This is a genomic window from Pseudonocardia abyssalis, assembly GCF_019263705.2.
In the GTDB taxonomy this organism is placed as follows: domain Bacteria; phylum Actinomycetota; class Actinomycetes; order Mycobacteriales; family Pseudonocardiaceae; genus Pseudonocardia; species Pseudonocardia abyssalis.
The window spans coordinates 207,637-227,684 of record NZ_JADQDK010000001.1 but is presented as its reverse complement, the minus strand read 5'-3'; the positions used below and the strand labels follow the sequence as shown (position 1 = coordinate 227,684).

General features: G+C 73.6%; 20 protein-coding genes and 2 pseudogenes. 9 read left to right on the top strand and 13 right to left on the bottom strand.

Annotated features, from left to right (window positions below):
* Window positions 1–90: 90 nt before the first annotated feature.
* Entirely contained in the window at window positions 91–969 is an 879-nt protein-coding gene (locus tag I4I81_RS01155) for an oxygenase MpaB family protein (protein ID WP_218604037.1), read from the bottom strand.
* Window positions 970–1,037: 68 nt separating this feature from the next.
* Between I4I81_RS01155 and I4I81_RS01150 the strand changes: the two genes are divergently transcribed.
* Window positions 1,038–1,376 carry a UBP-type zinc finger domain-containing protein gene (locus I4I81_RS01150; protein WP_218604036.1) on the top strand — a complete coding sequence of 113 codons (339 nt, stop codon included), beginning with the start codon at window positions 1,038–1,040 and terminating at the stop codon, window positions 1,374–1,376.
* 53 nt (window positions 1,377–1,429) lie between these two features.
* On the opposite strand, the pseudogene I4I81_RS01145 reads toward I4I81_RS01150, so the two are convergent.
* From I4I81_RS01145 to I4I81_RS01115, 7 genes and pseudogenes are all read right to left on the bottom strand, one after another.
* Window positions 1,430–2,236: pseudogene (locus I4I81_RS01145) on the bottom strand (LysR family transcriptional regulator); the annotation flags it as partial.
* A 10-nt stretch (window positions 2,237–2,246) separates the two neighbouring features.
* Window positions 2,247–3,284, bottom strand: a complete 1,038-nt coding sequence (locus tag I4I81_RS01140) for an ABC transporter ATP-binding protein (RefSeq protein ID WP_218604035.1) — start codon at window positions 3,282–3,284, stop codon at window positions 2,247–2,249.
* Window positions 3,281–4,078 (bottom strand): carbohydrate ABC transporter permease, encoded by a 798-nt coding sequence (locus I4I81_RS01135; protein WP_218604034.1) that lies wholly within the window; start codon window positions 4,076–4,078, stop codon window positions 3,281–3,283. Before I4I81_RS01135 ends, I4I81_RS01140 begins: the two co-directional genes overlap by 4 nt.
* Window positions 4,075–4,929 (bottom strand): carbohydrate ABC transporter permease, encoded by an 855-nt coding sequence (locus tag I4I81_RS01130; protein WP_218604033.1) that lies wholly within the window; start codon window positions 4,927–4,929, stop codon window positions 4,075–4,077. Before I4I81_RS01130 ends, I4I81_RS01135 begins: the two co-directional genes overlap by 4 nt.
* A complete protein-coding gene (locus I4I81_RS01125; RefSeq protein WP_226363672.1) occupies window positions 4,926–6,176 on the bottom strand; it encodes an ABC transporter substrate-binding protein in 1,251 nt (416 codons plus the stop codon). Before I4I81_RS01125 ends, I4I81_RS01130 begins: the two co-directional genes overlap by 4 nt.
* A 10-nt stretch (window positions 6,177–6,186) precedes the next feature.
* Window positions 6,187–6,936 (bottom strand): MBL fold metallo-hydrolase, encoded by a 750-nt coding sequence (locus I4I81_RS01120; RefSeq protein WP_218604032.1) that lies wholly within the window; start codon window positions 6,934–6,936, stop codon window positions 6,187–6,189.
* A gap of 81 nt (window positions 6,937–7,017) precedes the next feature.
* On the bottom strand, window positions 7,018–7,266 hold the full coding sequence (locus I4I81_RS01115; RefSeq protein WP_218604031.1) for a hypothetical protein: 249 nt from the start codon (window positions 7,264–7,266) through the stop codon (window positions 7,018–7,020).
* 109 nt (window positions 7,267–7,375) lie between these two features.
* On the opposite strand from I4I81_RS01115, the gene ilvA reads away from it, so the two are divergent.
* Complete coding sequence (gene ilvA, locus I4I81_RS01110) at window positions 7,376–8,623, top strand: threonine ammonia-lyase IlvA (RefSeq protein WP_218604030.1); 1,248 nt, start codon at window positions 7,376–7,378, stop codon at window positions 8,621–8,623.
* A gap of 224 nt (window positions 8,624–8,847) precedes the next feature.
* Here ilvA and I4I81_RS01105 read toward each other — a convergent pair whose 3' ends face one another.
* Window positions 8,848–9,615: a MerR family transcriptional regulator gene (locus tag I4I81_RS01105; protein WP_218604029.1), complete on the bottom strand. Its 768-nt coding sequence runs from the start codon at window positions 9,613–9,615 to the stop codon at window positions 8,848–8,850.
* Window positions 9,616–9,678: 63 nt separating this feature from the next.
* On the opposite strand from I4I81_RS01105, the gene I4I81_RS01100 reads away from it, so the two are divergent.
* The 4 genes from I4I81_RS01100 (at window position 9,679) to I4I81_RS01085 (ending at window position 14,097) form a co-directional block, all read left to right on the top strand.
* Window positions 9,679–10,698: a ferredoxin reductase gene (locus I4I81_RS01100; RefSeq protein WP_218615728.1), complete on the top strand. Its 1,020-nt coding sequence runs from the start codon at window positions 9,679–9,681 to the stop codon at window positions 10,696–10,698.
* Between the two features lie 83 nt (window positions 10,699–10,781).
* On the top strand, window positions 10,782–11,894 hold the full coding sequence (locus I4I81_RS01095; protein WP_218616510.1) for a fatty acid desaturase family protein: 1,113 nt from the start codon (window positions 10,782–10,784) through the stop codon (window positions 11,892–11,894).
* A 341-nt stretch (window positions 11,895–12,235) separates the two neighbouring features.
* Entirely contained in the window at window positions 12,236–13,504 is a 1,269-nt protein-coding gene (locus I4I81_RS01090) for a geranylgeranyl reductase family protein (protein WP_218615727.1), read from the top strand.
* A 59-nt stretch (window positions 13,505–13,563) separates the two neighbouring features.
* The gene (locus tag I4I81_RS01085; RefSeq protein ID WP_218615726.1) at window positions 13,564–14,097 is read left to right on the top strand and encodes a DUF3558 family protein; all 534 of its coding nucleotides are present in this window, start codon (window positions 13,564–13,566) and stop codon (window positions 14,095–14,097) included.
* Here I4I81_RS01085 and I4I81_RS01080 read toward each other — a convergent pair.
* The 4 genes and pseudogenes from I4I81_RS01080 to I4I81_RS01065 form a co-directional block, all read right to left on the bottom strand.
* Window positions 14,094–14,456: a Uma2 family endonuclease gene (locus tag I4I81_RS01080; RefSeq protein ID WP_225924812.1), complete on the bottom strand. Its 363-nt coding sequence runs from the start codon at window positions 14,454–14,456 to the stop codon at window positions 14,094–14,096. The two genes, I4I81_RS01085 and I4I81_RS01080, sit on opposite strands and share 4 nt — an antisense overlap.
* A 374-nt stretch (window positions 14,457–14,830) precedes the next feature.
* Window positions 14,831–14,994, bottom strand: a pseudogene (locus I4I81_RS01075) (amino acid permease); the annotation flags it as partial.
* Window positions 14,995–15,111: 117 nt separating this feature from the next.
* Complete coding sequence (locus I4I81_RS01070) at window positions 15,112–16,641, bottom strand: AMP-binding protein (RefSeq protein ID WP_218604732.1); 1,530 nt, start codon at window positions 16,639–16,641, stop codon at window positions 15,112–15,114.
* Window positions 16,638–17,429, bottom strand: coding sequence for an SDR family NAD(P)-dependent oxidoreductase (locus tag I4I81_RS01065; RefSeq protein WP_218604731.1), 792 nt, complete (start codon window positions 17,427–17,429; stop codon window positions 16,638–16,640). The genes I4I81_RS01070 and I4I81_RS01065 overlap by 4 nt, the downstream gene beginning before the upstream one ends.
* Window positions 17,430–17,539: 110 nt before the next feature.
* On the opposite strand from I4I81_RS01065, the gene I4I81_RS01060 reads away from it, so the two are divergent.
* The 3 genes from I4I81_RS01060 (at window position 17,540) to I4I81_RS01050 (ending at window position 20,013) form a co-directional block, all read left to right on the top strand.
* The gene (locus tag I4I81_RS01060; protein WP_218604730.1) at window positions 17,540–18,157 is read left to right on the top strand and encodes a TetR/AcrR family transcriptional regulator; all 618 of its coding nucleotides are present in this window, start codon (window positions 17,540–17,542) and stop codon (window positions 18,155–18,157) included.
* Entirely contained in the window at window positions 18,154–18,492 is a 339-nt protein-coding gene (locus tag I4I81_RS01055; RefSeq protein ID WP_218604729.1) for a TraR/DksA family transcriptional regulator, read from the top strand. The genes I4I81_RS01060 and I4I81_RS01055 overlap by 4 nt, the downstream gene beginning before the upstream one ends.
* A gap of 108 nt (window positions 18,493–18,600) precedes the next feature.
* Window positions 18,601–20,013 (top strand): SGNH/GDSL hydrolase family protein, encoded by a 1,413-nt coding sequence (locus I4I81_RS01050; RefSeq protein ID WP_218604728.1) that lies wholly within the window; start codon window positions 18,601–18,603, stop codon window positions 20,011–20,013.
* The last annotated feature ends 35 nt before the right edge of the window (window positions 20,014–20,048 follow it).

Here is a 20,048-nt window from a genome sequence, read left to right as displayed (position 1 = left end):
CCGGCGGGTGTGCCGAAGCGGTACCGGCGGCCGCCCGCGTACCGGGCGGCAACCGCACACTCGCCGGGCGGCGGCACACTCGCGGAGTGGTCAGGACGGGCCGTGCGGGACCGGGCAGCCTCGGGGGAAGGTGCCCAGGGTCGAGACGTCGTAGCCGTCGGGGTAGCTGCGGACGTTGGGGAGCTCGCGAGCGAACCTCGGCTCCTCCCGCGGCCGCATCCGCCGCACCACGGCGCTGCGGGCCCGGACCGCGGCCCGGGCCGCGCGCTGCTCCCAGGCCGGGATGCGGGGGTAGCGGAAGGCGTCGCGCAGCGCGTCGTCCATCAGGCCGTAGGAGAAGCGGGTGACGACCTTCTCCGGGGCGAGGTGGTTGGGCGGGAACGTCGCGAACAGCCCGAGCGTGGCGTCGGCGACGGCGCGGGCGCCCGGGTCGTAGCCGAAGTGCTCGCGCTCGTAGTCGTCCATGTAGGTCGCGAACTCCCGGTGGGTCTCCGGGATGTCCTTCATCCCCATGAGCTTCCCGAGCTCGCGGTAGTTGTGCGCGGCAGCGATCCGCTCGTGCTCCGAGAGGCGCCGCCACCCCATGTCGTCGATCCACCGGATGGGCACGACGACGAACGTGGCCAGGACGTAGAGGAAGTCGGCGTTGGAGATGTCGTACGCGCCGTGCATCTGGTTCATCCGCCGGATCGCCGAACGGCCCTGCGGGCTGGCGTGCCCGTGCTCCAGCACGGCGTCGAGGATCAGCGTGGTGTCGTCGTAGCGTTTCTGCACGCGCTCGGTGAACTCGCCGGTCTCCGCGAGCAGGCGCCCGATGCTCGGCACCGCGTAGGTGCGGAACAGCGCGAACGACAGCGACTGGTTGTAGTCCCACGGGAACTCGTGGGTCGCGCTGATCCCGTAGATCTCGACGGCGTCGGCGACGGGGTCGAGCTCTTCGATGCGACGCAGCCAGTGGTGTCGGTCCATGTGCGCAGGTTAGGGCGGGTACAGCATAACGGTCAACACTGACCGTCCCGGAGGTCCATGATGGCCCGGTGACGACCATCGACCCGAGCATCCCGCCCAGCGGCCCCGGCTGCCTCGACTGCGACGCGGCCGGCGGCTGGTGGGTGCACCTGCGCCGCTGCGCGCAGTGCGGCCACGTCGGCTGCTGCGACTCCTCCCCCGCCCAGCACGCCACCGCACACTGGAACGCCACCGGGCACCCGGTCGTCCGCAGCTACGAGCCGGGCGAGGACTGGTTCTGGGACTACGCGACGGGCACCGCGGCCGACGGACCCGAGCTCGCTCCCCCGCTGCACCACCCCGCGGACCAGACCGCGCCCGGCCCCGCCGGACGGGTGCCCGCCGACTGGCGCTCGCACATCCACTGATCCAGGCAGCGGAGGAACGCCGACGGCCCGGCGTCGCGGCGCCAGGCCGCGTGCAGCGCGACGACCGGCTCGGGCTCCACCAGCGGCACCGCACACAGCCCGCGGGCCGCGACCTCCACCGCCCGGTCCCGGGACGCGAACCCGACCAGCGGACGCCCGGCCAGCACGATCCCGGTGGCCCCGGTGTCGTCGACCTCCACCGCCACCGGCAGCACCACGCCCGCCCGTGCCGCCGCCCCGGTGACGGCGTCGTGCAGGGCCGGGCTCACCGCGCGGGCGAACAGCGCGCAGTCGTGCCCGGACAGCTCGGCCACGGCCACGGCGGGCCGCCCGGCGAGCACGTGGCCGGGCGCGACGACCGCCACCACGGGCACGTCGTCGAGCACCCGGGAGCACAGCACCGGGTCGGTGGGCGGGCCGAACGCGAGCGCGACGTCGAGCTTCCCCGCCGCGACGGCCGTGAACTGCTCCGCACTGCGCCGCTCGGACAGCCGCGCGGTGACCCGGGGGTGCGCGACGGCCAGCCGCGCCAACACCCCGGGCAGGATCCGCACCCCCGCCGGGTGGTTGAACCCGACCGCGACCTCACCCGCCTGCCCCGACGCCACCTCCCGGGCCGTCCGCACCGCCGTCTCGGCCTGCTCCAGCACCCGCCGGGCCTGGTCGCGGAACGCCGCGCCCGCGTCGGTCAGCCGCACGCGGTGCGAGCTGCGCTCGACCAGCCGCACCCCGACCCGGCGCTCCAGCCGCTGCAGGTGCTGCGTCAGCGACGGCTGGGCGAGGTGCAGCCGGGCCGCGGCCCGGCCGAAGTGCAGCTCGTCGGCCAGTACGAGGAACGACTCGAGGTATCGGAACTCCACCCGCCGGACGCTACGACGGCGATCCGACGTCCCGGTGGCGCGGACGTGAACGGGCGCCGGTCGTCGCGTCGAACCGGTGCAGTGCCGCGGCCGGCACGTGCACCCGGACGCGTTCGCCCACCACCGGGTCGGGGCCCGGACCGGCGACGGCCCACCGGCCGTCCGGTCCGGTGCAGTGCACGATCCGTCCGTCGCCGGTGAACTCGACGACGTCGACCGTCCCGTCGAACCCCTCGTCACCGTCCACACACACCGATCCGGTCGCGACCAGCCGCCCCTCCGCCGGACGCCAGGCGAGCCGGAGCCCGTCGCGGTCGTGCAGGTTCAGACCGCCCAGGAACTCCCCGACGAACAGCTCCGCCGGACGCCCGTAGACCTCGCGCGGCGGACCCGCCTGCACCACCCGCCCCCCGCGCATGACGACGAGGTGCGTGGCCACCGACAGCGCCTCGGCCTGGTCGTGGGTGACGAGGACGACCGTCGCGCCCAGCTCGCGGTGCAGCCGCACCAGCTCGGCGCGGGCCCGCGTGCGGAGCTGGGCGTCGAGGCTGGAGAGCGGCTCGTCGAGCAGCAGGACCGCCCGACGCCGCACGATCGCCCTGGCCAGGGCCACGCGCTGGCGCTCACCGCCGGACAGCTCGCCCGGTCGGCGGCTCTCCAACCCCGCGAGGCCGAGCCGCTCACACGCCTGCCCGACACGTCGCGCGATCTCCGCCCGGTCGGGCCCGTGCCCGTGCCGTCGGGCCAGCCGCAGCCCGAACGACACGTTCTGCTCGACGGTCATGTGCGGGAACAGCGCGAAGTCCTGGAACACCATCGCGACGTCGCGCTCCCCCGGCGGGCGGTCGGTGACGTCGGCGCCGCCGAGGTGGATCCGGCCGGTGTCGGGCGCGGCCAGCCCCGCCACCAGCGACAGCAGCGTCGACTTCCCGCACCCCGACGGCCCCACGACGACCGTCAGCGAACCGGCGGGGATCTCCAGGTCGTCGACGTCGAGCGCCACGACCGGCCCGTGCGTCCGCCGGACCCCGGTCAACCGCACGCTCATCGGACCCCCGCCCCCAGGAACGCGTCGGTGATCCGGCGCGACGCCACCAGGTACGCCGCGAGCACCGGCAGGCAGGCGAGCACCGCGGCGGCCAGCAGCGGGCCGAAGTTGGGGCCCTCCTGGTTGCCGAACAGCGCGAGCCCCGCCTGGATGGTCGTGTGCTCCGGGCTCGGCGCGACCAGAGCGGGCCACAGGAACTCGTTCCAGGTCGTGATGAACACCAGGATCCCGACGGCGCCGAGCGCGGGCGCCAGCATCGGAAGCACGACGAACCGCAGCGTCTCGCCCGCCCGCGAGCCCTCCAGGTCGGCGGCGTGCAGCAGGCTCGCCGGCACGGCCCGGACGTGCTCGCGCAGCAGCAGCACCGCGAGCCCGCACTGCGCGAGCTGCGGCACGACCAGCCCGGCGAGGGTGTCCCGCCAGCCCAGCTCCGCGGCGAGCAGGAACTGCGGCACGAGCAGCGCCTGCGGCGGCACCAGCAGCGACACCGTCACCGCGAGCACGATCCAGCGGGCCGAGCGCACCCGGAACCGCACCAGCCCGTACGCCGCGAGGACCGCCACCGCGAGCTGCCCGGCCGTCACCGCGGCCGCGGTGAGGAACGTGTTCCAGAGCAGCCCGCCGATCGGGAACGCGGTGAGCGCCTCGGTGTAGTTGTCCAGCGTGACGGCGGTCGGGCCCACCTCGAAGATCCGGTTGGCCGGGCGCAACGACGTCAGGAACGCCCAGGCCACGGGGAACAGGGTCAGGGCCGCGGCCCCGCCGAGCACGAGATGCCACGTCGCCCGCCTCACGAAGCCCTCCGGCGCAGGAGCGCGCCCGCGCCGAACAGCAGCGCGAGCGCGGCGAGGACGACCACGGCCGCGGCGGACGCCCGGCCGGCGTCGAAGAACGTGAACCCGGTCGTGTAGAGCCAGTGGTAGACGTTGTCGGTGCTGCCGTCCGGGCCGCCGTCGGTGAGCAGGGCGACGTTCGTGAAGACCCACTGCCCGGCGACGACGACGCAGAGCAGCGCGAGCCCCGCCGTCGTCCGCGTGAGCTGCGGCAGCACGACGTGCCGGGTGATCTCGGCCTCGGTGGCCCCCTCCACCCGTGCCGCGTCGACCAGGCGCCGGTCGAGCCCGGCCAGCGCGGCCCCGAACAGCAGCAGGTTGAGCGCGACGATCTTGCCCGCCGTGATCGCGACGATCACCGGCAGCGCCGTCGCCGGGTCCCCGAGCCAGTTCGGCGTGGGCAGGCCCAGCGCGCCGAGGACGGTGTTGGCCACCCCCTGCAGCGGGTGCAGGACGAACCGCCAGGAGATCGCCGTCGCCACCGGCGCGAGGACCACCGGCGCGAACAGCAGCGCCCGGTAGACGTGGCTCGCCCGTCCCGGGCGTCGCCACAGCAGGATCGCCAGGCCCAGCGGCACGACGGTCGCGAACGGCAGCATCCCCAGGACGTAGAGGCCGGTGCGGGCGACCGCGTCGGCGAACCGCGGGTCGGCGGCCAGTGCCGCGAAGTTGCCCCAGCCGACGAACTCGGGGTCGGGCGAGGTGAGGTCCCAGTCCAGGAGGCTCAACGCACCGGTCCAGACCAGCGGCCCGTAGACCCACACCGCCAGCGCGAGGACCAGCGGCGCGAGGTAGGGACGCGCGCCCGTCACGACGCCGTCAGCGCGCGGATGCGCTCGGCGACCGCGCGCAGCGTCGTCGACGGGTCGGCGCCGCGCAGCACGATCGGCTCGACGGCCTCGTCCTGCAGCGCCACGACCGCCTGGTTGGCGTTCTCGCCGGGGAACGCGGTGTAGGGCGTCACCTCCTCGAGCTGCGCCAACGACGCAGCGAGCCGCGGGTCGGCGGCCCCGGCGACGGCGGGGCGCAGCGGGAGGTACCCGATCGTCTCCGCCAGCGTGGTGAACCCGCGGTCGCTGGTGAGGAACCGGATGAACTCCCACGCCGCGGCCTGCTCCCGCGGGTCGTCGGTGAGGACGGCCAGCCCGGCGCCGGAGTAGGTCGGGCGCGCGGGGCCGTCGCCGAAGCGGGGGAAGCCGGTGGCACGCAGCTCGAACACACCCTCCGCGGACCGCTCCAGCCCGCCCAGCACCGCGGTGCTGACGACGAGCATCCCGAGCCGCCCGCCACCGAACTGCGCGACGGCGTCGGCGGCCGCGATCGCCGGCTGCGCACCGGTCGCGGTGAGCGCGGCGACGGCGGTGAGCCCCGCGACCGCCTCGGGCGAGTCGACGGTCACCGCGTCACCGTCGACGAGCGCCCCTCCGGCGGAGTTGACGACCGACTGCGTCAGGTAGTCGGACTTGCCGGCGTCGGCGATCGCGACGTAGACGCCCTCGTTGCCGGTCGCCCGGATCGCGAGCGCCGCGGCCTGCACCTCGGCGATCGTGGTGGGCGGGCGGTCCGGGTCGAGACCGGCCGCGCGGAACAGGTCGGCGTTGTAGAACAGCGCGGGTACCGACATCCCGAACGGCATCGCCCGCACCACCCCGTCGTCGGCGACGGCGGCGAGCACGTTCTGCGCCATCCCCGCGGTGTGCTCGGCCCACTGGTCCGGCGGGGCGATCTCCTGCACTGCGGTGACCGGCAGCGACGCGTAGGCCTCGGCCATCTTGCTCCAGCCGATCTGCGCGACGGCGGGCGGCGAGCCCGCGGCGGTCTCCGCGCGCAGCGTCGTCAGCACCTCGGCGGTGGGCACGCCGCGCGGCACGATCCGGATGCCGGGGTGCTCGGCCTCGAAGGTGTCGACGAGCTGCGCCATCCCGGCGCCGCCCAGGTCCGGTGTGCCGTAGTTGTAGGACAGGAACCCGATCTCGACGGGCCCGTCGGCGGACGGCCCGCCGCACGCGGTCAGGACGAGTGCGGCCGCGGCGACCGCGGCCGGCAGGGATCTCTTCACGGGGTGCTCCTCAGCACGGGAGGGTCTGGCCGGGCCGGACGATGTGGACCGGGCCGGTGAAGTGCGCCGCCGCGGCGGCGCGGCGGGCGGTGACGGTGGAGTGGGAGCCGTCGGGCAGGTGGGTCAGGGCGAGGGCACGCACCCCGGCCGCGGATGCCGCGCGGGCGGCGTCGGCGGCGCAGAGGTGGCCGTGCGAGCCGGTGTCGGGCGCGTCGAGGGTGGCCTCGGCGAGCAGCAGGTCGGCGTCGCGGGCGAGCAGGAGCAGGCCGTCGCAGACGCCGGTGTCACCGGTGTAGGCCAGCGTCGCATCCGGCCCCTCGACCCGGACGCCGACGGCGGCGACGGCGTGCGCCACCGGGTGCGTCGACAGCGCGAGGCCCCCGACCCGCACCGGCTCGTGCCCGCGGATGTCGAACGCCCGCCGGAACGGGCGGTCGAGCAGCGGGAACGTCGGTACCGGGAACAGCGACTGCCAGGTCTCGAACAGCTCGCGCGCGCCGTCGGGCACGAGCAGCAGCGGCACCGGCGCCCGCTCGGTGACCAGCTGCTTCGCCAGGACGATCAGGTCGTGGACGTGATCGAGGTGCAGGTGGCTGACGACGACCGCGTCGAGTCGCACGCCGAGCCCGGACAGCGCGGTGGCGACGCCGGGGCCGCAGTCGAGCAGCACCGTCGTGCCGGCGTCGGAGACGAGGTAGCCGGAGCTGGGCCGGCCGTGCCGGGGGACGCCCGCCTGGGCGCCGAGGACGGTGAGGTGCACGGGACGAGCGTCGGTCCGGCCCGTGCGGCCCGGCAACGGCCGATCACCGATCGCTCGATCCTGCCGCGCTATCGACGCAGGTCAGACGGCGGCACGGGCGTCGAGCGGGAGGGACATGACGTGCCCGAGGAACCACTCCTGGCGGGCCGCCATGGCCCCGGTCACCGTCGCCGGGCGCGCCCGGCCGCTCCAGCCGCACGCGCAGCGGGCCACGTACCGCACGAAGGTGCCGGGTGCGCAGCGCGCGATGTCGGTCCAGCCGTCGCTGAGCGAGCCGTCCCGGTAGCGGCCGGCGACGTACCCGCCGTGCTCGTCACCGTTGGTCATCATGATGTCCATTCTGCCTACGGATGGTGACAGCGGCGTTAATCGGCGGTGAGATGACCTGGTCGGGTGACCCTGTGCCCGGCGCCCCGGCCGCGGCGGGGAGGATCGTCCCGTGACCCCCGACGCCTTCGCCGGATCCGTCGCCGAGGCCGCGCAACGGCTCGCCGGCGTCGCCCGCACCACCCCGCTGCAGCGCAGCGCCCGGCTCTCCGACGCCACCGGCGCCCACGTGTGGCTCAAGCGCGAGGATCTGCAGGTCGGGCGCTCCTACAAGGTGCGCGGCGCCTACAACCTGCTCGCCGGGCTCGGTGCCGGCGAGCGCGGGGCAGGCGCCGTCTGCGCCAGCGCGGGCAACCACGGCCAGGGTGTGGCGTACGCGTGCGCGCGCCTGGGCATCCGCGGCCGCGTCCACGTCCCGCGTACGACACCGCGCCAGAAGCGCGAGCGGATCGCGGCACTCGGCGGCGGGGCGGTCGAGCTGATCGTCGACGGCGACACCTACGACGAGGCCGCGGCCGCCGCGGCCGAGCACGCGGCCCGCACGGGCGCCACCGTCGTCCCCGCCTTCGACGACCTGCGCACGATCGCCGGGCAGGGCACGGTCGCGATGGAGATCCTCGACCAGCTCGCGCAGGCCCCCGACGTCGTCGTGGTACCGGTGGGCGGGGGCGGGCTGCTCGCCGGCGTCGGCACCTGGCTCGCGTCGCAGCACCCCGGCGTGCGGGTGATCGGGGTGGAGCCCTCGGGCGCCGCGAGCATGACCGTGGCGCTGACCTCCGGCGCACCGGAGGCGCTCGTCGAGCTGGACACCTTCGTCGACGGCGCGGCGGTGCGGCGCGTCGGCGACGTCAGCTTCCCGCTGGTGCGCGACAGTGGCGCCGAGCTCGTCACCGTCGACGAGGGGCGCGTGTGCACCGAGATGCTCGACCTCTACCAGGTCGACGGCATCATCGCCGAGCCCGCGGGGGCGCTGGCCTGCGCCGCGCTCGACGGGCTCGACCTGCCGGCGGGCGCGACGGTCGTCAGCCTGCTCTCCGGTGGCAACAACGACGTGAGCCGCTACGCCGAGGTCGTGGAGCGCTCGCTGGTGCACCGCGGGCTCAAGCACTACTTCCTCGTCGAGTTCCCGCAGGAGCCCGGCGCGCTGCGCCGCTTCCTCGACGAGGTCCTGGGCCCCGACGACGACATCGTGCTGTTCGAGTACGTCAAGCGCGACAACCGCGAGACCGGTGCGGCGCTGTGCGGCATCGAGCTGGCGTCGCGTGAGGGGTACGAGCCGCTGTGGAAGCGGATGGAGGCGAGCCCGCTGAAGATCCAGCTGGTGGCGCCGGGCACCGCGGCGTACCGGTTCCTGGTCTGAACCGTTCGCGACCCCACGTGCGAAGGCAGGGTGGACCGGCGGCCGCCGGGGCGGAGGGGACATCCACGCGGCGGCCGCCGGTGCGCATCCCCCGAGGGGCACCCCGAGCGGGTGCGCGAACCCGAGGGTAGGTCCGACGCGTGCGCGGCGCCCGGCGAAAAGCGCCGTGAGCAGCGGGAATGGTCCGTCCGGCGGCGGGCGCTGCGGCCGCCTGCCGTGCGGCGTCACTCCGCCGCGGGCGGCCTGCTGCTCGTCCGGACGTTGCGCACGATGTCGCGCCCGAACGTCACGTCGAGGCGCTCGGCCACGGCCAGCTCCAGCACCGCGAGCATCGCGTCGCCGGAGACCTTGCGCAGGTTGCCGATGACCTCGTAGAGGCGGGGCCACTGGTCGTCGGGGCGACCGTCGTTGTCGAAGGGCTGCCAGACCTCGCCGAGGAACAGGTCGACGTAGATCTTCGCGATGCCGTCGGCGTGCTGGCGGAGCTGCTCGACGACGTCGAGCGATCGGGTCATCGGGATGCCCATCTCGGTCATCGCCTGCGCCGCGGACATCAGCCGGGGACTGGTCTCCTCGTACTGGGCCTCGCTGATCTCCGTGAGCAGACCCATCTTCTGCGCCCGCTTGACCAGGTTCGGGTCCGTCTCGTTGAACCGCTCCACCAGTTCGACGAGCGAGACGATCTGCCGGTCCTCCACCGCGAAGAGGCTGCGGACCGTGCGGATGAAGCGCACGACCTGCTCCGTCGACCCGCCGGTGGTGTCGAGGAGCTTCTTGATGACGTCGAGCTTGACGCCCTCGCCCTGCAGCTCCTTGATCAGGTCGAGCCGGGCCTCGTGCCCCGGCCCGTAGTAGCCGGTGCGGGCGCGCACCTCGGGCGGGGGCAGCAGGCCGCGTGCCTGGTAGGCGCGGATGTTGCGGACGGTGACACCGCTGACGCGGGCCAGCTCGTCGATCGTCCGCAATTCGACATCGCCGTCTTCCTCAAGCATGTGACACACCTTATCAGTCGACTGCTGTTGCTATGTGACATCGCTCTGTGCTGAACTGATGTCATGTTCAAGGCGCTGGTCGCACTCACCACTCCTCTGCTCCCCGAGGACTACCTGTCGCTGGTCGACCCCCTGTGGTCCACCACCGAGCTGCGCGGCCGGGTCGTCGGCATCCGGCGGGAGACCGACCGCGCCACCACCCTCGTCATCCGTCCCGGCCGGGCCTGGACCGGTCACCGCGCCGGTCAGTACGTACGGATCGGCGTCGACATCGCGGGGGTGCGGCACTGGCGCACGTACTCGCTGTCCGGGCCCGAGGGCGACGGGGACATCACGATCACCGTCCAGGCGCTGCCCGACGGGCTCGTCTCCCGGCACCTCGTCGACGCCACCCCGGTCGGCTCGATCGTGCGGCTGGAGCAGGCGAGCGGCGACTTCGTCCTCCCCTCCCCCGTGCCGTCGAAGTTGCTGATGCTCACGGCCGGCAGCGGCATCACTCCCGTCATGAGCATGCTGCGCACTCTCGGTGCGCACCCTGACGTCGTCGTCCTGCACAGTGCGCCGACCGCCGACGACGTCATCTTCGCCGACGAACTGCGCGCGCGGCCCGGCACGACCGTCCGGCACACCAGCGCCGACGGCCGTCTCGACCTCGCCGACCTCGACACCCTGTGCCCCGACTGGCGCGACCGCGAGGCCTACGCCTGCGGGCCGGCCGGCCTGCTCGACGCCGCCGAGCAGCACTGGGGAGATGCCCGACCGCGCCTGCACCTGGAGCGGTTCACCCCGCCCACCCGCTCGACGGGCGGCGAGGGCGGCACCGTGACCTTCGGCGACCGCGAGGTCGAGGTCGACGGCGGCGCCAGCCTGCTGGAGGCCGGCGAGGACGCGGGGGTGCTCCTGCCCAGCGGCTGCCGGATGGGCATCTGCTTCAGCTGCATCCTCCCGCTGCGCGACGGCCAGGTACGCGACCTGCGCACCGGCGAGATCCGCGGCGAGCCCGGCGACATGGTCCAGACCTGCATCACCGGGGCGACCGGCACCGCGCGCCTCGACCTCCGACCCGCTGAGGAGACCCGATGACCAGCACGCTCGACATCCCCACCGGCACCCCCGCCCCGCCCGTCCGCACGGTCGCATCGCGGCCGTCCCCGGTCGCCGCCGGGATGACCGAGGCCCAGGTGGAGGAGCTCGGCAGGCGCCTGGACGCGATCCGCGACCGCGTCGTCGCCGACCGCGGCCAGCGCGACGCCGACTACATCCACTCGATCATCCGCAAGCAGCGCTACCTGGAGGTCGGTGGCCGGGCGCTGCTGTTCGCCGGGATCCTGCCGCCCGCCTGGGTCGCCGGCACCGCGATGCTCTCCGCGTCGAAGATCCTGGAGAACATGGAGCTGGGCCACAACATCATGCACGGCCAGTGGGACTGGATGCGGGATCCGAAGATCCACTCCAGCACCTGGGACTGGGACAACACCAGCCCCGCCGAGGCGTGGAAGTACACCCACAACTACGAGCACCACACGTACACCAACATCGTCGGCAAGGACCGCGACGTGGGCTACGGGATCCTCCGCATGTCCGACGAGCAGGAGTGGAGCCCCTACTACCTGTTCAACCCGTTGTGGAACGCGCTGCTCGCCACGTTCTTCCAGTGGGGCGTCGCGCTGCACGACCTGGAGGCGGAGAGGATCGCCTCGGGCGAGAAGACATGGGCGTCCGTGTGGCCGCAGCTCAAGGCGATCGGCCGCAAGGTGCGCCGGCAGTTCACGAAGGACTACATCGTCTTCCCCGCCCTCGCCGGACCGTTCTTCCTGCCGGTGCTGGCCGGGAACGTCACGGCGAACCTGGTGCGCAACCTCTGGTCGCACGCCGTCATCTTCTGCGGACACTTCCCCGACGGTGCGGTGCAGTTCTCCGAGGAGCAGCTCGACGACGAGACCCGCGGCCAGTGGTACCTGCGCCAGATGCTGGGCTCGGCCAACCTCGAGGGCGGCCCGCTGTTCCACCTGATGACGGGCAACCTCAGCTTCCAGATCGAGCACCACCTGTTCCCGGACCTGCCCAGCAACCGCTACGCCGAGATCGCCCCGGAGATCCGCGCGATCTGCGCGGAGTACGGACTGGAGTACACCTCCGGACCGCTGCGGAAGCAGTACGCCCAGGTCCTGCGCACGATCAACCGCCTGGCCCTGCCGCCGGAGAAGGACACCACCCCGGACCCGACGACGGCACTCACCCCGACCGGATCCGAGACCCCGGACACCCTGGCCGCCTGACCCGCACACGCCCACCCGCGAGTCGCTACATCTCCGCCCGCGAGTCGCTACATCTCCGCCCGCGAGTCGCTGATCCCGAGCCCGGACCGCACGCGCCCCCCGGGCCGGGTCTCCCCCGGGCCGGTTGCAGTGGGGTGGCTCCACTCCGATCTGGTTGGAGTGGAGCCACCCCACTGCGATACGTGGAGGCGGCCGCTGGGGCCCGGTTGCGGATCGCGGTGCAGTCGCGGGCGCGAATCCGGCGACTCGCGGGCGTGAATCCGGCGACTCGCGGGGCGGGGTGACGGGGGTCGCGGACCGCTGGCGGGCCGGGGGGCGGATCGGCCGGGATACTGGGAGCCATGTCCGTGTCTGACGCCACCGCCCCCACCTCCACCGACGTGCTGGTGGTGGGCGCCGGGCCGGCCGGGTCGGCGGCCGCGGCATGGGCCGCCCGGCACGGGCGCGACGTCGTCCTCGCCGACGCCGCCACCTTCCCCCGCGACAAGGCCTGCGGCGACGGTCTCACCCCCCGCGCCATCGCCGAGCTGGAGAAGCTCGGGCTCGGCGACTGGGTCCGCGCCCACGGCACCAACCGCGGCCTGCGCGCCACCGGCTTCGGTCAGGTGCTCGAGCTGCCGTGGCCCGGCGGGTCGCTGCCCGACCACGGCGGCGCCGTCCCCCGCCTCGAGCTCGACGCCCGCATCCGCGACGTCGCGCTCAAGGACGGGGCCGTGCCCGTCGAGGGCGCGAAGGCCGTCGACGTCGTGCGCGACGGCGACCGCGTCACCGGCGTCGTCTTCGAAGACGGCACGACGATCGGCTGCGAGCGGCTGGTCGTCGCCGACGGCGCCCGCTCCACGCTCGGTCGCGTGCTGGGCCGCGAGTGGCACAAGGACACCGCCTACGGCGTCGCCGCCCGCGGCTACGTGAAGTCCGGCCGCAGTGACGACCCGTGGATCTCCTCGCACCTGGAGCTGCGCGGTGAGCAGGACGAGGTGCTCGCCGGGTACGGCTGGGTCTTCCCGCTCTCGGACGGTGAGGTCAACATCGGCGTCGGCACGCTCGCCACCGCGAAGCGCCCGGCCCAGATCCGCCTGCGCAGCCTCATCGAGCACTACACCGACGCCCGCCGCGAGGACTGGCTGCTCGACGGCCCGGTGCGCGCCCCGATGTCGGCGCTGCTCCCGATGGGCGGCGCGGTGTCGAACGTGGCCGGGCGCAACTGGGCCCTGATCGGCGACGCCGCGGGCTGCGTCAACCCGCTCAACGGCGAGGGCATCGACTACGGCCTGGAGACCGGCCGCCTCGTCGCCGAGCTGATCGCCCAGGACCGTGACCTCTCCGTCGCCTGGCCCGCCACCCTGCGCACCCACTACGGCCAGGCGTTCTCCATCGCCCGGCGCCTCGCCGGGCTGCTGACGCTGCCGAAGCTGCTCCCCCTCGCCGGCCCGGTCGGGATGCGGTCGCGCGCGCTGATGACGGTGGCGCTGCGCGTGATGGGCAACCTCGTCACCGACGCCGACCGCGACGTCACCGCCCGCGCCTGGCGCGCCGCCGGGAAGCTGAGCCTCAAGCTCGACGAGCGCCCGCCGTTCCCCGCGGCCGATCTGCGCACCGCCCGGGTGTAACTTCCACCGCCCGAAACGACTCCTCCAGGTGAGCCCTCCCCGATCACCTGGAGACCACGATGACCACTTCCCCCCGCTCCGCCCGGATCGCCGCCGCGGTCGGCACCGCCGCCCTCCTCGCGCTGCTCGGCACCGCCTGTCAGCGCCCCATCGACGCCCCGTCCGGCTCGGCCGGCCCCGCCGCCTCCACCCAGCAGGCGCGCGGCGACACCACCCCGCTCGACGCCTGCGCCCTCCTTCCGGCCGACCAGGTCGAGGAGCTGATCGGTGCGAACGACGGCGGCGTCGCGTCGAGCGCGCCCAACAGCAACGGCGGCGGCTGCGTCTGGACGAACGAGGAGAACTACTACTCGGTCTCCATCGACTGCGGCATGACCGGGACCGCCGTCGACGGTGAGCTGCCCCCGTGGGAGCCGGCGCTCGGCCCGGAGGTGCCGCTGCCGGACGGCATGCGCGAGTTCGGTGCGAACAGCGGCAGCGTCCAGTTCGTGGCCGACACCCGCGACTGCCTCACCCAGGTGGTGCGCAGCGGCAGCGGCGGCGACCTCGACTCCGCCGTCGTGCTGGCCCGGCAGATCCGCGACGAGCTCTAGCCGAGCACGTCGTCGACGGCGGGCGCCGCGACCGGGAGCTCCGCACCCCGGCCCGCGGTGCGGACGGAGCGGCAGTCCCCGTCGGCCGGGTCGGTGTGCTCGTGCACGACTTCCGCCGCGAGGTCGGCGGTCCACACCTCGACGATGTCCTGACGCGCGTAGATCGGGCGCTCGATCGCGCGGTCGGTGTGCAGCGAGGACCCGGCCATCTCGGTCACGAGGAGCGTGCCCTCGGCGGAGGGATGGGCCGCCGCGTAGCGGTCACGCGCCCGCCGAGCCACCAGGACGTCCGGCTGCGGCTCGGAACGTGGCAGCAACCGGACCCGGTTCTGGACCCGGACCGCCGGCCGCCGAGCCAGCTGCAGCGTCAGCTCCTCGGGCGATGGCGTCCACGACGCTGGCGTGCCTCGGCCCGATCGGTGACGCGGCGGTGATCTCCCCGGCGGTGAAGCGCCGCAGGAGGTCGACCATCGGATCGGCGGCCATGCGGGGGGTACCGCCGCGCCTACCCCCGCCGGGCCCGTTCGGCCCGACTGCCCGCCCCCGCGGCACCACGACGACCGGGACGGGCGGGTGCCGCACGATCTGCGACGACCGCGGACCCGAGGAACACCCGCTCCGGCAGCCTCGCCCCGGACGCCGCCGTCACCTCGACGACCCGCCCATGGGCGGGCACCGGGAACCCGCGCGGGGCGAGCTCGCCGAGCGTGGCGTACGCATACGTCTACGACGACCCGGCCACCACGAACGACCGGACGACGGCGGGCCCGGCCACCGGCACCGCCTCCGTCAGTACGAAGAAGATGCCGGTGCCGATCGTCGCCAGCCGGAACCCAGGCCGATCGAGCGGGCGAGCCGCCCGCCGCCGTGGCCGTTCGAACCGGTCTCGGCGACCATGTCGGCGACCGGCTTGCGCCGGAAGGCCTGCTGGATCGTCGATGCCACGCGCACCACCTCGGGTCCGGGTCGGACCAGGGTGCACGGAGATCGTCACGGCGGCGACCCGCCGGTCGGTCACGGACCGGCGGTCGCCTTCCCCAGGTGTGCCTTGATGTCCGTCTTGAGCACTTTGCCGACGGTCGAGCGGGGCAGGTCGGGCCAGACCTCCACCTGCTTGGGCGCCTTGACGCTCCCGATCCGCGCCTTGACGAACGCGATGAGCTCGGCCTCCTCCGCCTGCGCGCCGGGCTGCAGCTGGACGACCGCGACGACCCGCTCACCCCACTTCTCGTCCGGCAGTCCGACGACCCCGCAGTCGCGCACGGCCTCGTGCGCCATCAGCGCCTGCTCGACCTCCGCCGAGTACACGTTGAAGCCACCGGTGATGATCATGTCCTTGGCGCGGTCGACGACGAACAGGAAGCCGTCGTCATCGAGGTAGCCGATGTCGCCGGTGTGGTGCCAGCCGTGCTCCGACGCCTCGGCCGTCGCCTCCGCGTTGCGGTAGTACCCGGCCATCACCAGCGAGCTGCGGACCACGATCTCGCCGCGCTCGCCCTGGTCGAGGAGGTTGCCGGCCCCGTCCATGATCGCGACGGTGACGAGCGGGCCCGGCCGCCCCGCCGACGCGAGCCGGTGCGTGGCCACGGATCCGTCGGCCAGGAAGTGGTCGCGCGGCGCCATCATCGACACGAACATCGGCGCCTCGGACTGCCCGAACAGCTGCGCCATCACCGGCCCGATGTCGGTGAGCGCCTGCTCGAGGCGAGCCGGGGACATCGGCGCCGCCCCGTACCAGAAGCACTGCAGCGAGCCCAGGTCCGTCGTGGCCAGGTCCTCGTGCGCGAGCAGCATGTAGATCACCGTCGGCGGCAGGAACGTGTGCGTGACACCGTGCTGCTCGACGAGCGCGAGGAACCCGCCGACGTCGGGCGCGGGCATGACGACGATCCGCCCGCCGAGCGAGAGGACCGGGAAGCAGAGCACCCCGGCCGCGTGCGTCAGCGGGGCCATCGCGAGGTAGACCGGCCGCCCCTCGAAGGGGTAGCCCATGAGCGCGAGCGCCGTCATCGTCTCGATGTTGCGGTCGGTGAGCTGCACGCCCTTGGGCCGTCCGGTCGTGCCGCCGGTGCCGACGATCATCACGGTGTCGTCGGCGGAGTCGGCGGAGTCGGCGGAGTCGGCGGAGAAGTCCGTGCCGTCGGCGAGCCAGTCGTCGAGCTCGTCGAGGCAGACCACCGTGGTGACCTGCGGCAGGTCCATCTCCGCCACCATCGGCGCGTAGGCGCGGGAGTGGAACAGTGCGACGCAGTCGAACAGGTCGAGCAGCTCGGCGTTCTCCCCCGCCCCGTTGCGCGGGTTGATCGGGCACCACACCGCGCCGCGGCGGGCGATCCCGAACACCGTGGCGAACGCGACCGGGTCGTTGCCGGACAGGATCCCGACCTTGTCCCCCGCCGCCACGCCCGATCGCGCGAGCGCCCGGGCGACGGCGTGACTGTGGTCGACCACGTCGCCGTAGGTCAGCGACGTGGGCCCCATGACCAGACAGGGGGCGTCCCGGCCCAGCGACGCCCCCTTGTCGAGGTAGCCGGTGAGGCTCACATCCCCATACCGCCGTCGACGGGCAGGCCGGCCCCGTTGACGAACCGCGAGGCGTCGGAGGCCAGGAAGACCACGGCGTCGGCCATGTCGGAGACCTCGCCGAGGCGACCCGACGGCGTCAGCTCGACGACCGCGCCGACGGCCGCGTCGGGGCTCTCGAACAACCCGAGCCCGCTGGTCTCCACCGCGAGCTTGACGCCCATGTCGGTGGCGACGAGGCCGGGGTAGATGCAGTTGACGCGCACGCCGTAGCCGAGCTTTCCCGACTCCATCGCCGCGACGCGGGTGAGCCGGTCGACCGCGGACTTGGTGGCCGAGTAGCCGGCGATCGCGGGGAACGCGATGGTGGCCGCGACCGAGGAGATGTTGATGATCGAGCCGCCGTTGCCCGCCGCGCCGCCCGGGCGCATCGCGCGCAGGCCGTGCTTGAGGCCGAGCATCGTGCCGAGGACGTTGACCTCGAGCATCTTCCGGATGTCGTCCGGCTCGGTGTCGACGATCAGCTGCGTGACCTCGATGCCCGCGTTGTTGACGACGATGTCGAGCCCGCCGAGCTCCGCGACGGTGTGCGCGACCGCGGCCTCCCAGTCGGTGTCGCTGGTGACGTCGAGCTGGACGAAGCCGCCGCCCTCGAGCCCCGCCGCGGTCTGCTCCCCGACATCCTTGAGCACGTCCGCGATCATCACGCGGGCCCCGGCCGCCGTGAGAGCCTGCGCCATGCCGGCACCCAGCCCGCGGGCGCCGCCGGTGACCAGCGCGCGCCTCCCCGTCAGATCGAACGTGGTCATCCGTGGTCCTCTCGTCATCGCCGGTGATGCGGACCACAGCGTAGGACCGGCTTTGGACGAGTGTCAAGACTTCTCTGGACGACCGTCCAGGGAGGTAGAGTCATGCCGTCATGCGCACCGCAGAGCGCGTCCCGGGACGCCAGGTCGACAAGTTCGAGGAGCGCCGCCGCGAGCTCGCGGACGCGGCGCTCGTCACGCTGTCCGAGCTCGGCTACGCCCGCACGAGTCTGCGCGAGATCGCCCAGAACTCCGCGTTCAGCCACGGCGTCCTGCACTACTACTTCCGCGACAAGGTCGACCTGATCACCTACTGCGTGCGGCAGTACAAGGCGGCCTGCGTGCTGCGCTACGACCAGATCGTCGCGACCGCCGACACCCCCGCCGCGCTCGCCGCGGGCTTCGCCGACGGCCTCGTCGCCACACTCCTCGAGGACGCCCGGATGCACCGGCTCTGGTACGACCTGCGCTCCCAGGCGCTGTTCGAGGAGTCCTTCCGTCCCGACGTCCTCGACATCGACGCCACCCTGGAGCGCATGATCTGGCGGATCGTGAGCCGCTACGGCGAGCTGCGCGGCGCGCCGGTCCCCACCCCGTCGGCGATGACGTACGCGCTGTTCGACGGCCTGTTCCAGCAGGCCCTGCTACAGCACTTCGCCGGGTCCCCGACGGCCGCCACCGACCTGCACGACCGGGTGCTCGACCTCCTCGGGCGCCTGCTGCCCACATGAGGGACCGGCTCGTCGCCGAGCGCGCGACGACCGTCGAGCGGGCCGCGGCCCTGGCCCGGCAGGTCGAGGGGCTGGCCGAGCAGCAGGCCCACACCACCCACGACGACGAGCACGACCCCGAGGGCGTGACGATCGGGTTCGAGCGCGCCCAGCTGCAGGGGCTGCTCGCGGGCGCCCACAACGAGATCGAGGCCCTCGACCGCGCCGCCGCCCGCCTGGACGCGGGCACCTACGGCCGGTGCCTGCGCTGTGGCGGCACGATCGCCCCCGAACGCCTCGACGCCCTGCCCGCCGCGGAGTCCTGCATCGCCTGCGCCACGACCCGGCGCCGCTGAGGTTCACCCGAAAGGCGCACATCGTTACATCGAACGGCCGCGTTGATCCATCGAGTCGTGACCGTCGGACGCCCCCGACGGCCGCACGACCGTCGAGGAGGACGGCCAGTGTCGAACGGGAAGCACCGTCTCGCGGGGATGGGGCGCCGCGCACGCCTCGCGATCGTCGGAGGGGCCGCGGTCGCGCTGACGATCGCCTCGGTCACCGTCCCGGCCGTCGGTCGCGAGGCGTCCGCCGAGCCGAAGGGCGACGGGAACTGGGTGTCGGCCTGGTCGGCCGCTCCGCAGGGACCCACGACCCTCGGGTCCTTCGGGGTCGAGGTGCTCAGCGGGACCCAGCAGGCCGGTGCGCTGCAGGACATCGTCCCGCCGCCCACCACCTTCTCCGACGAGACGGTCCGCCAGGTCCTCTACCTCCACCACGGCGGCAGCGCGGTGCGCGTGCAGCTCTCCAACGAGTTCGGGGACCGCGACGCCACGTTCCCCGCGGTCACGGTCGGCGTCCGCGACGGGGACTCCGGTGCGGCCGTCGAGCCCGGCACGCAGCGTGAGGTGACCTTCGACGGCGAACCGGCCGTCACGATCCCGCAGGGCGCCACGGTGCTCAGCGACCCGGTCGACCTCGCCACCGAGGCGTTCGACCACCTCGTGCTCAGCATGTTCGTGCCCGCCGGGAACGGCGCGGCCACCGTGCACGGCAGCCACATGCAGACGTTCTTCACCGCCTCCGGCGACGCGACGGCCGACGAGGGCGACGGCGACTTCGCCGAGCGCGGCATCGTGTTGAACAACTACACCTCGACGTTCACGACGGCCTCGTACTACGCGACGGGCGTGCAGGTCGAGGGCGAGCCCGGTGACCGGACCCTCGTGGCCTTCGGCGACTCGATCACCGACGGGTTCCTGTCCACCGGCAACACCGACAGCCGCTACCCCGACGTACTGGCCCGCCGGCTCAAGGCCGACCCCGACACCGCGCACCTGTCGGTGACCAGCCAGGCGATCAGCGGCGGCCGCGTCACCGGCGACGGGATCGGCCCGTCGGCCCTCGCGCGCATCGACGAGCAGATCCTCGCGCAGCCGAACCTGGGCGGCGTGATCTTCCTGCAGGGCATCAACGACCTGGGCACGGCGCTGCTGCAGGGCCCCCCGGCCACCGCGGACGACCTCATCACGGCCTACCGCGAGATCGCCGAGCGGGTGCACGCCGCGGGCGTCCCGATCTACATCGGCACCCTCACCCCGGCCGGCAACCTGCTGCGGCCGACCCCGTACGGCGTCTACTCCACCCCGTCGCAGGTGGCCGAGCGCAACGCGGCCAACGAGTGGCTGCGGACCGAGGGCCGGGAGATCTTCGACGGCGTCGTGGACTTCGACGCCGCGATCCGCGACCCGCTGGTCCCGGACTGGATCGCCCTGCAGTACGACTCGCTGGACAACCTGCACCCGAACGACGCCGGGTACCGGTTGATGGCCGAGAGCATCCCGCAGGAGTTCCTGGACGAGATCGCCGCGGGCTGATCCCCGCACGCACCGCACGCAGGGCCCCGGGTCGA

What these genes read in the sequence shown, in the direction of transcription:
- I4I81_RS01155 (WP_218604037.1), bottom strand. Translation starts at nt 969, where the DNA reads ATGGACCGACACCACTGGCTGCGTCGCATCGAAGAGCTCGACCCCGTC.
- I4I81_RS01140 (WP_218604035.1), bottom strand. Translation starts at nt 3,284, where the DNA reads ATGAGCGTGCGGTTGACCGGGGTCCGGCGGACGCACGGGCCGGTCGTG.
- I4I81_RS01115 (WP_218604031.1), bottom strand. Translation starts at nt 7,266, where the DNA reads ATGATGACCAACGGTGACGAGCACGGCGGGTACGTCGCCGGCCGCTAC.
- I4I81_RS01105 (WP_218604029.1), bottom strand. Translation starts at nt 9,615, where the DNA reads ATGCTTGAGGAAGACGGCGATGTCGAATTGCGGACGATCGACGAGCTG.
- I4I81_RS01100 (WP_218615728.1), top strand. Translation starts at nt 9,679, where the DNA reads ATGTTCAAGGCGCTGGTCGCACTCACCACTCCTCTGCTCCCCGAGGAC.
- I4I81_RS01095 (WP_218616510.1), top strand. Translation starts at nt 10,782, where the DNA reads ATGACCGAGGCCCAGGTGGAGGAGCTCGGCAGGCGCCTGGACGCGATC.
- I4I81_RS01090 (WP_218615727.1), top strand. Translation starts at nt 12,236, where the DNA reads ATGTCCGTGTCTGACGCCACCGCCCCCACCTCCACCGACGTGCTGGTG.
- I4I81_RS01085 (WP_218615726.1), top strand. Translation starts at nt 13,564, where the DNA reads ATGACCACTTCCCCCCGCTCCGCCCGGATCGCCGCCGCGGTCGGCACC.
- I4I81_RS01065 (WP_218604731.1), bottom strand. Translation starts at nt 17,429, where the DNA reads ATGACCACGTTCGATCTGACGGGGAGGCGCGCGCTGGTCACCGGCGGC.
- I4I81_RS01060 (WP_218604730.1), top strand. Translation starts at nt 17,540, where the DNA reads ATGCGCACCGCAGAGCGCGTCCCGGGACGCCAGGTCGACAAGTTCGAG.
- I4I81_RS01055 (WP_218604729.1), top strand. Translation starts at nt 18,154, where the DNA reads ATGAGGGACCGGCTCGTCGCCGAGCGCGCGACGACCGTCGAGCGGGCC.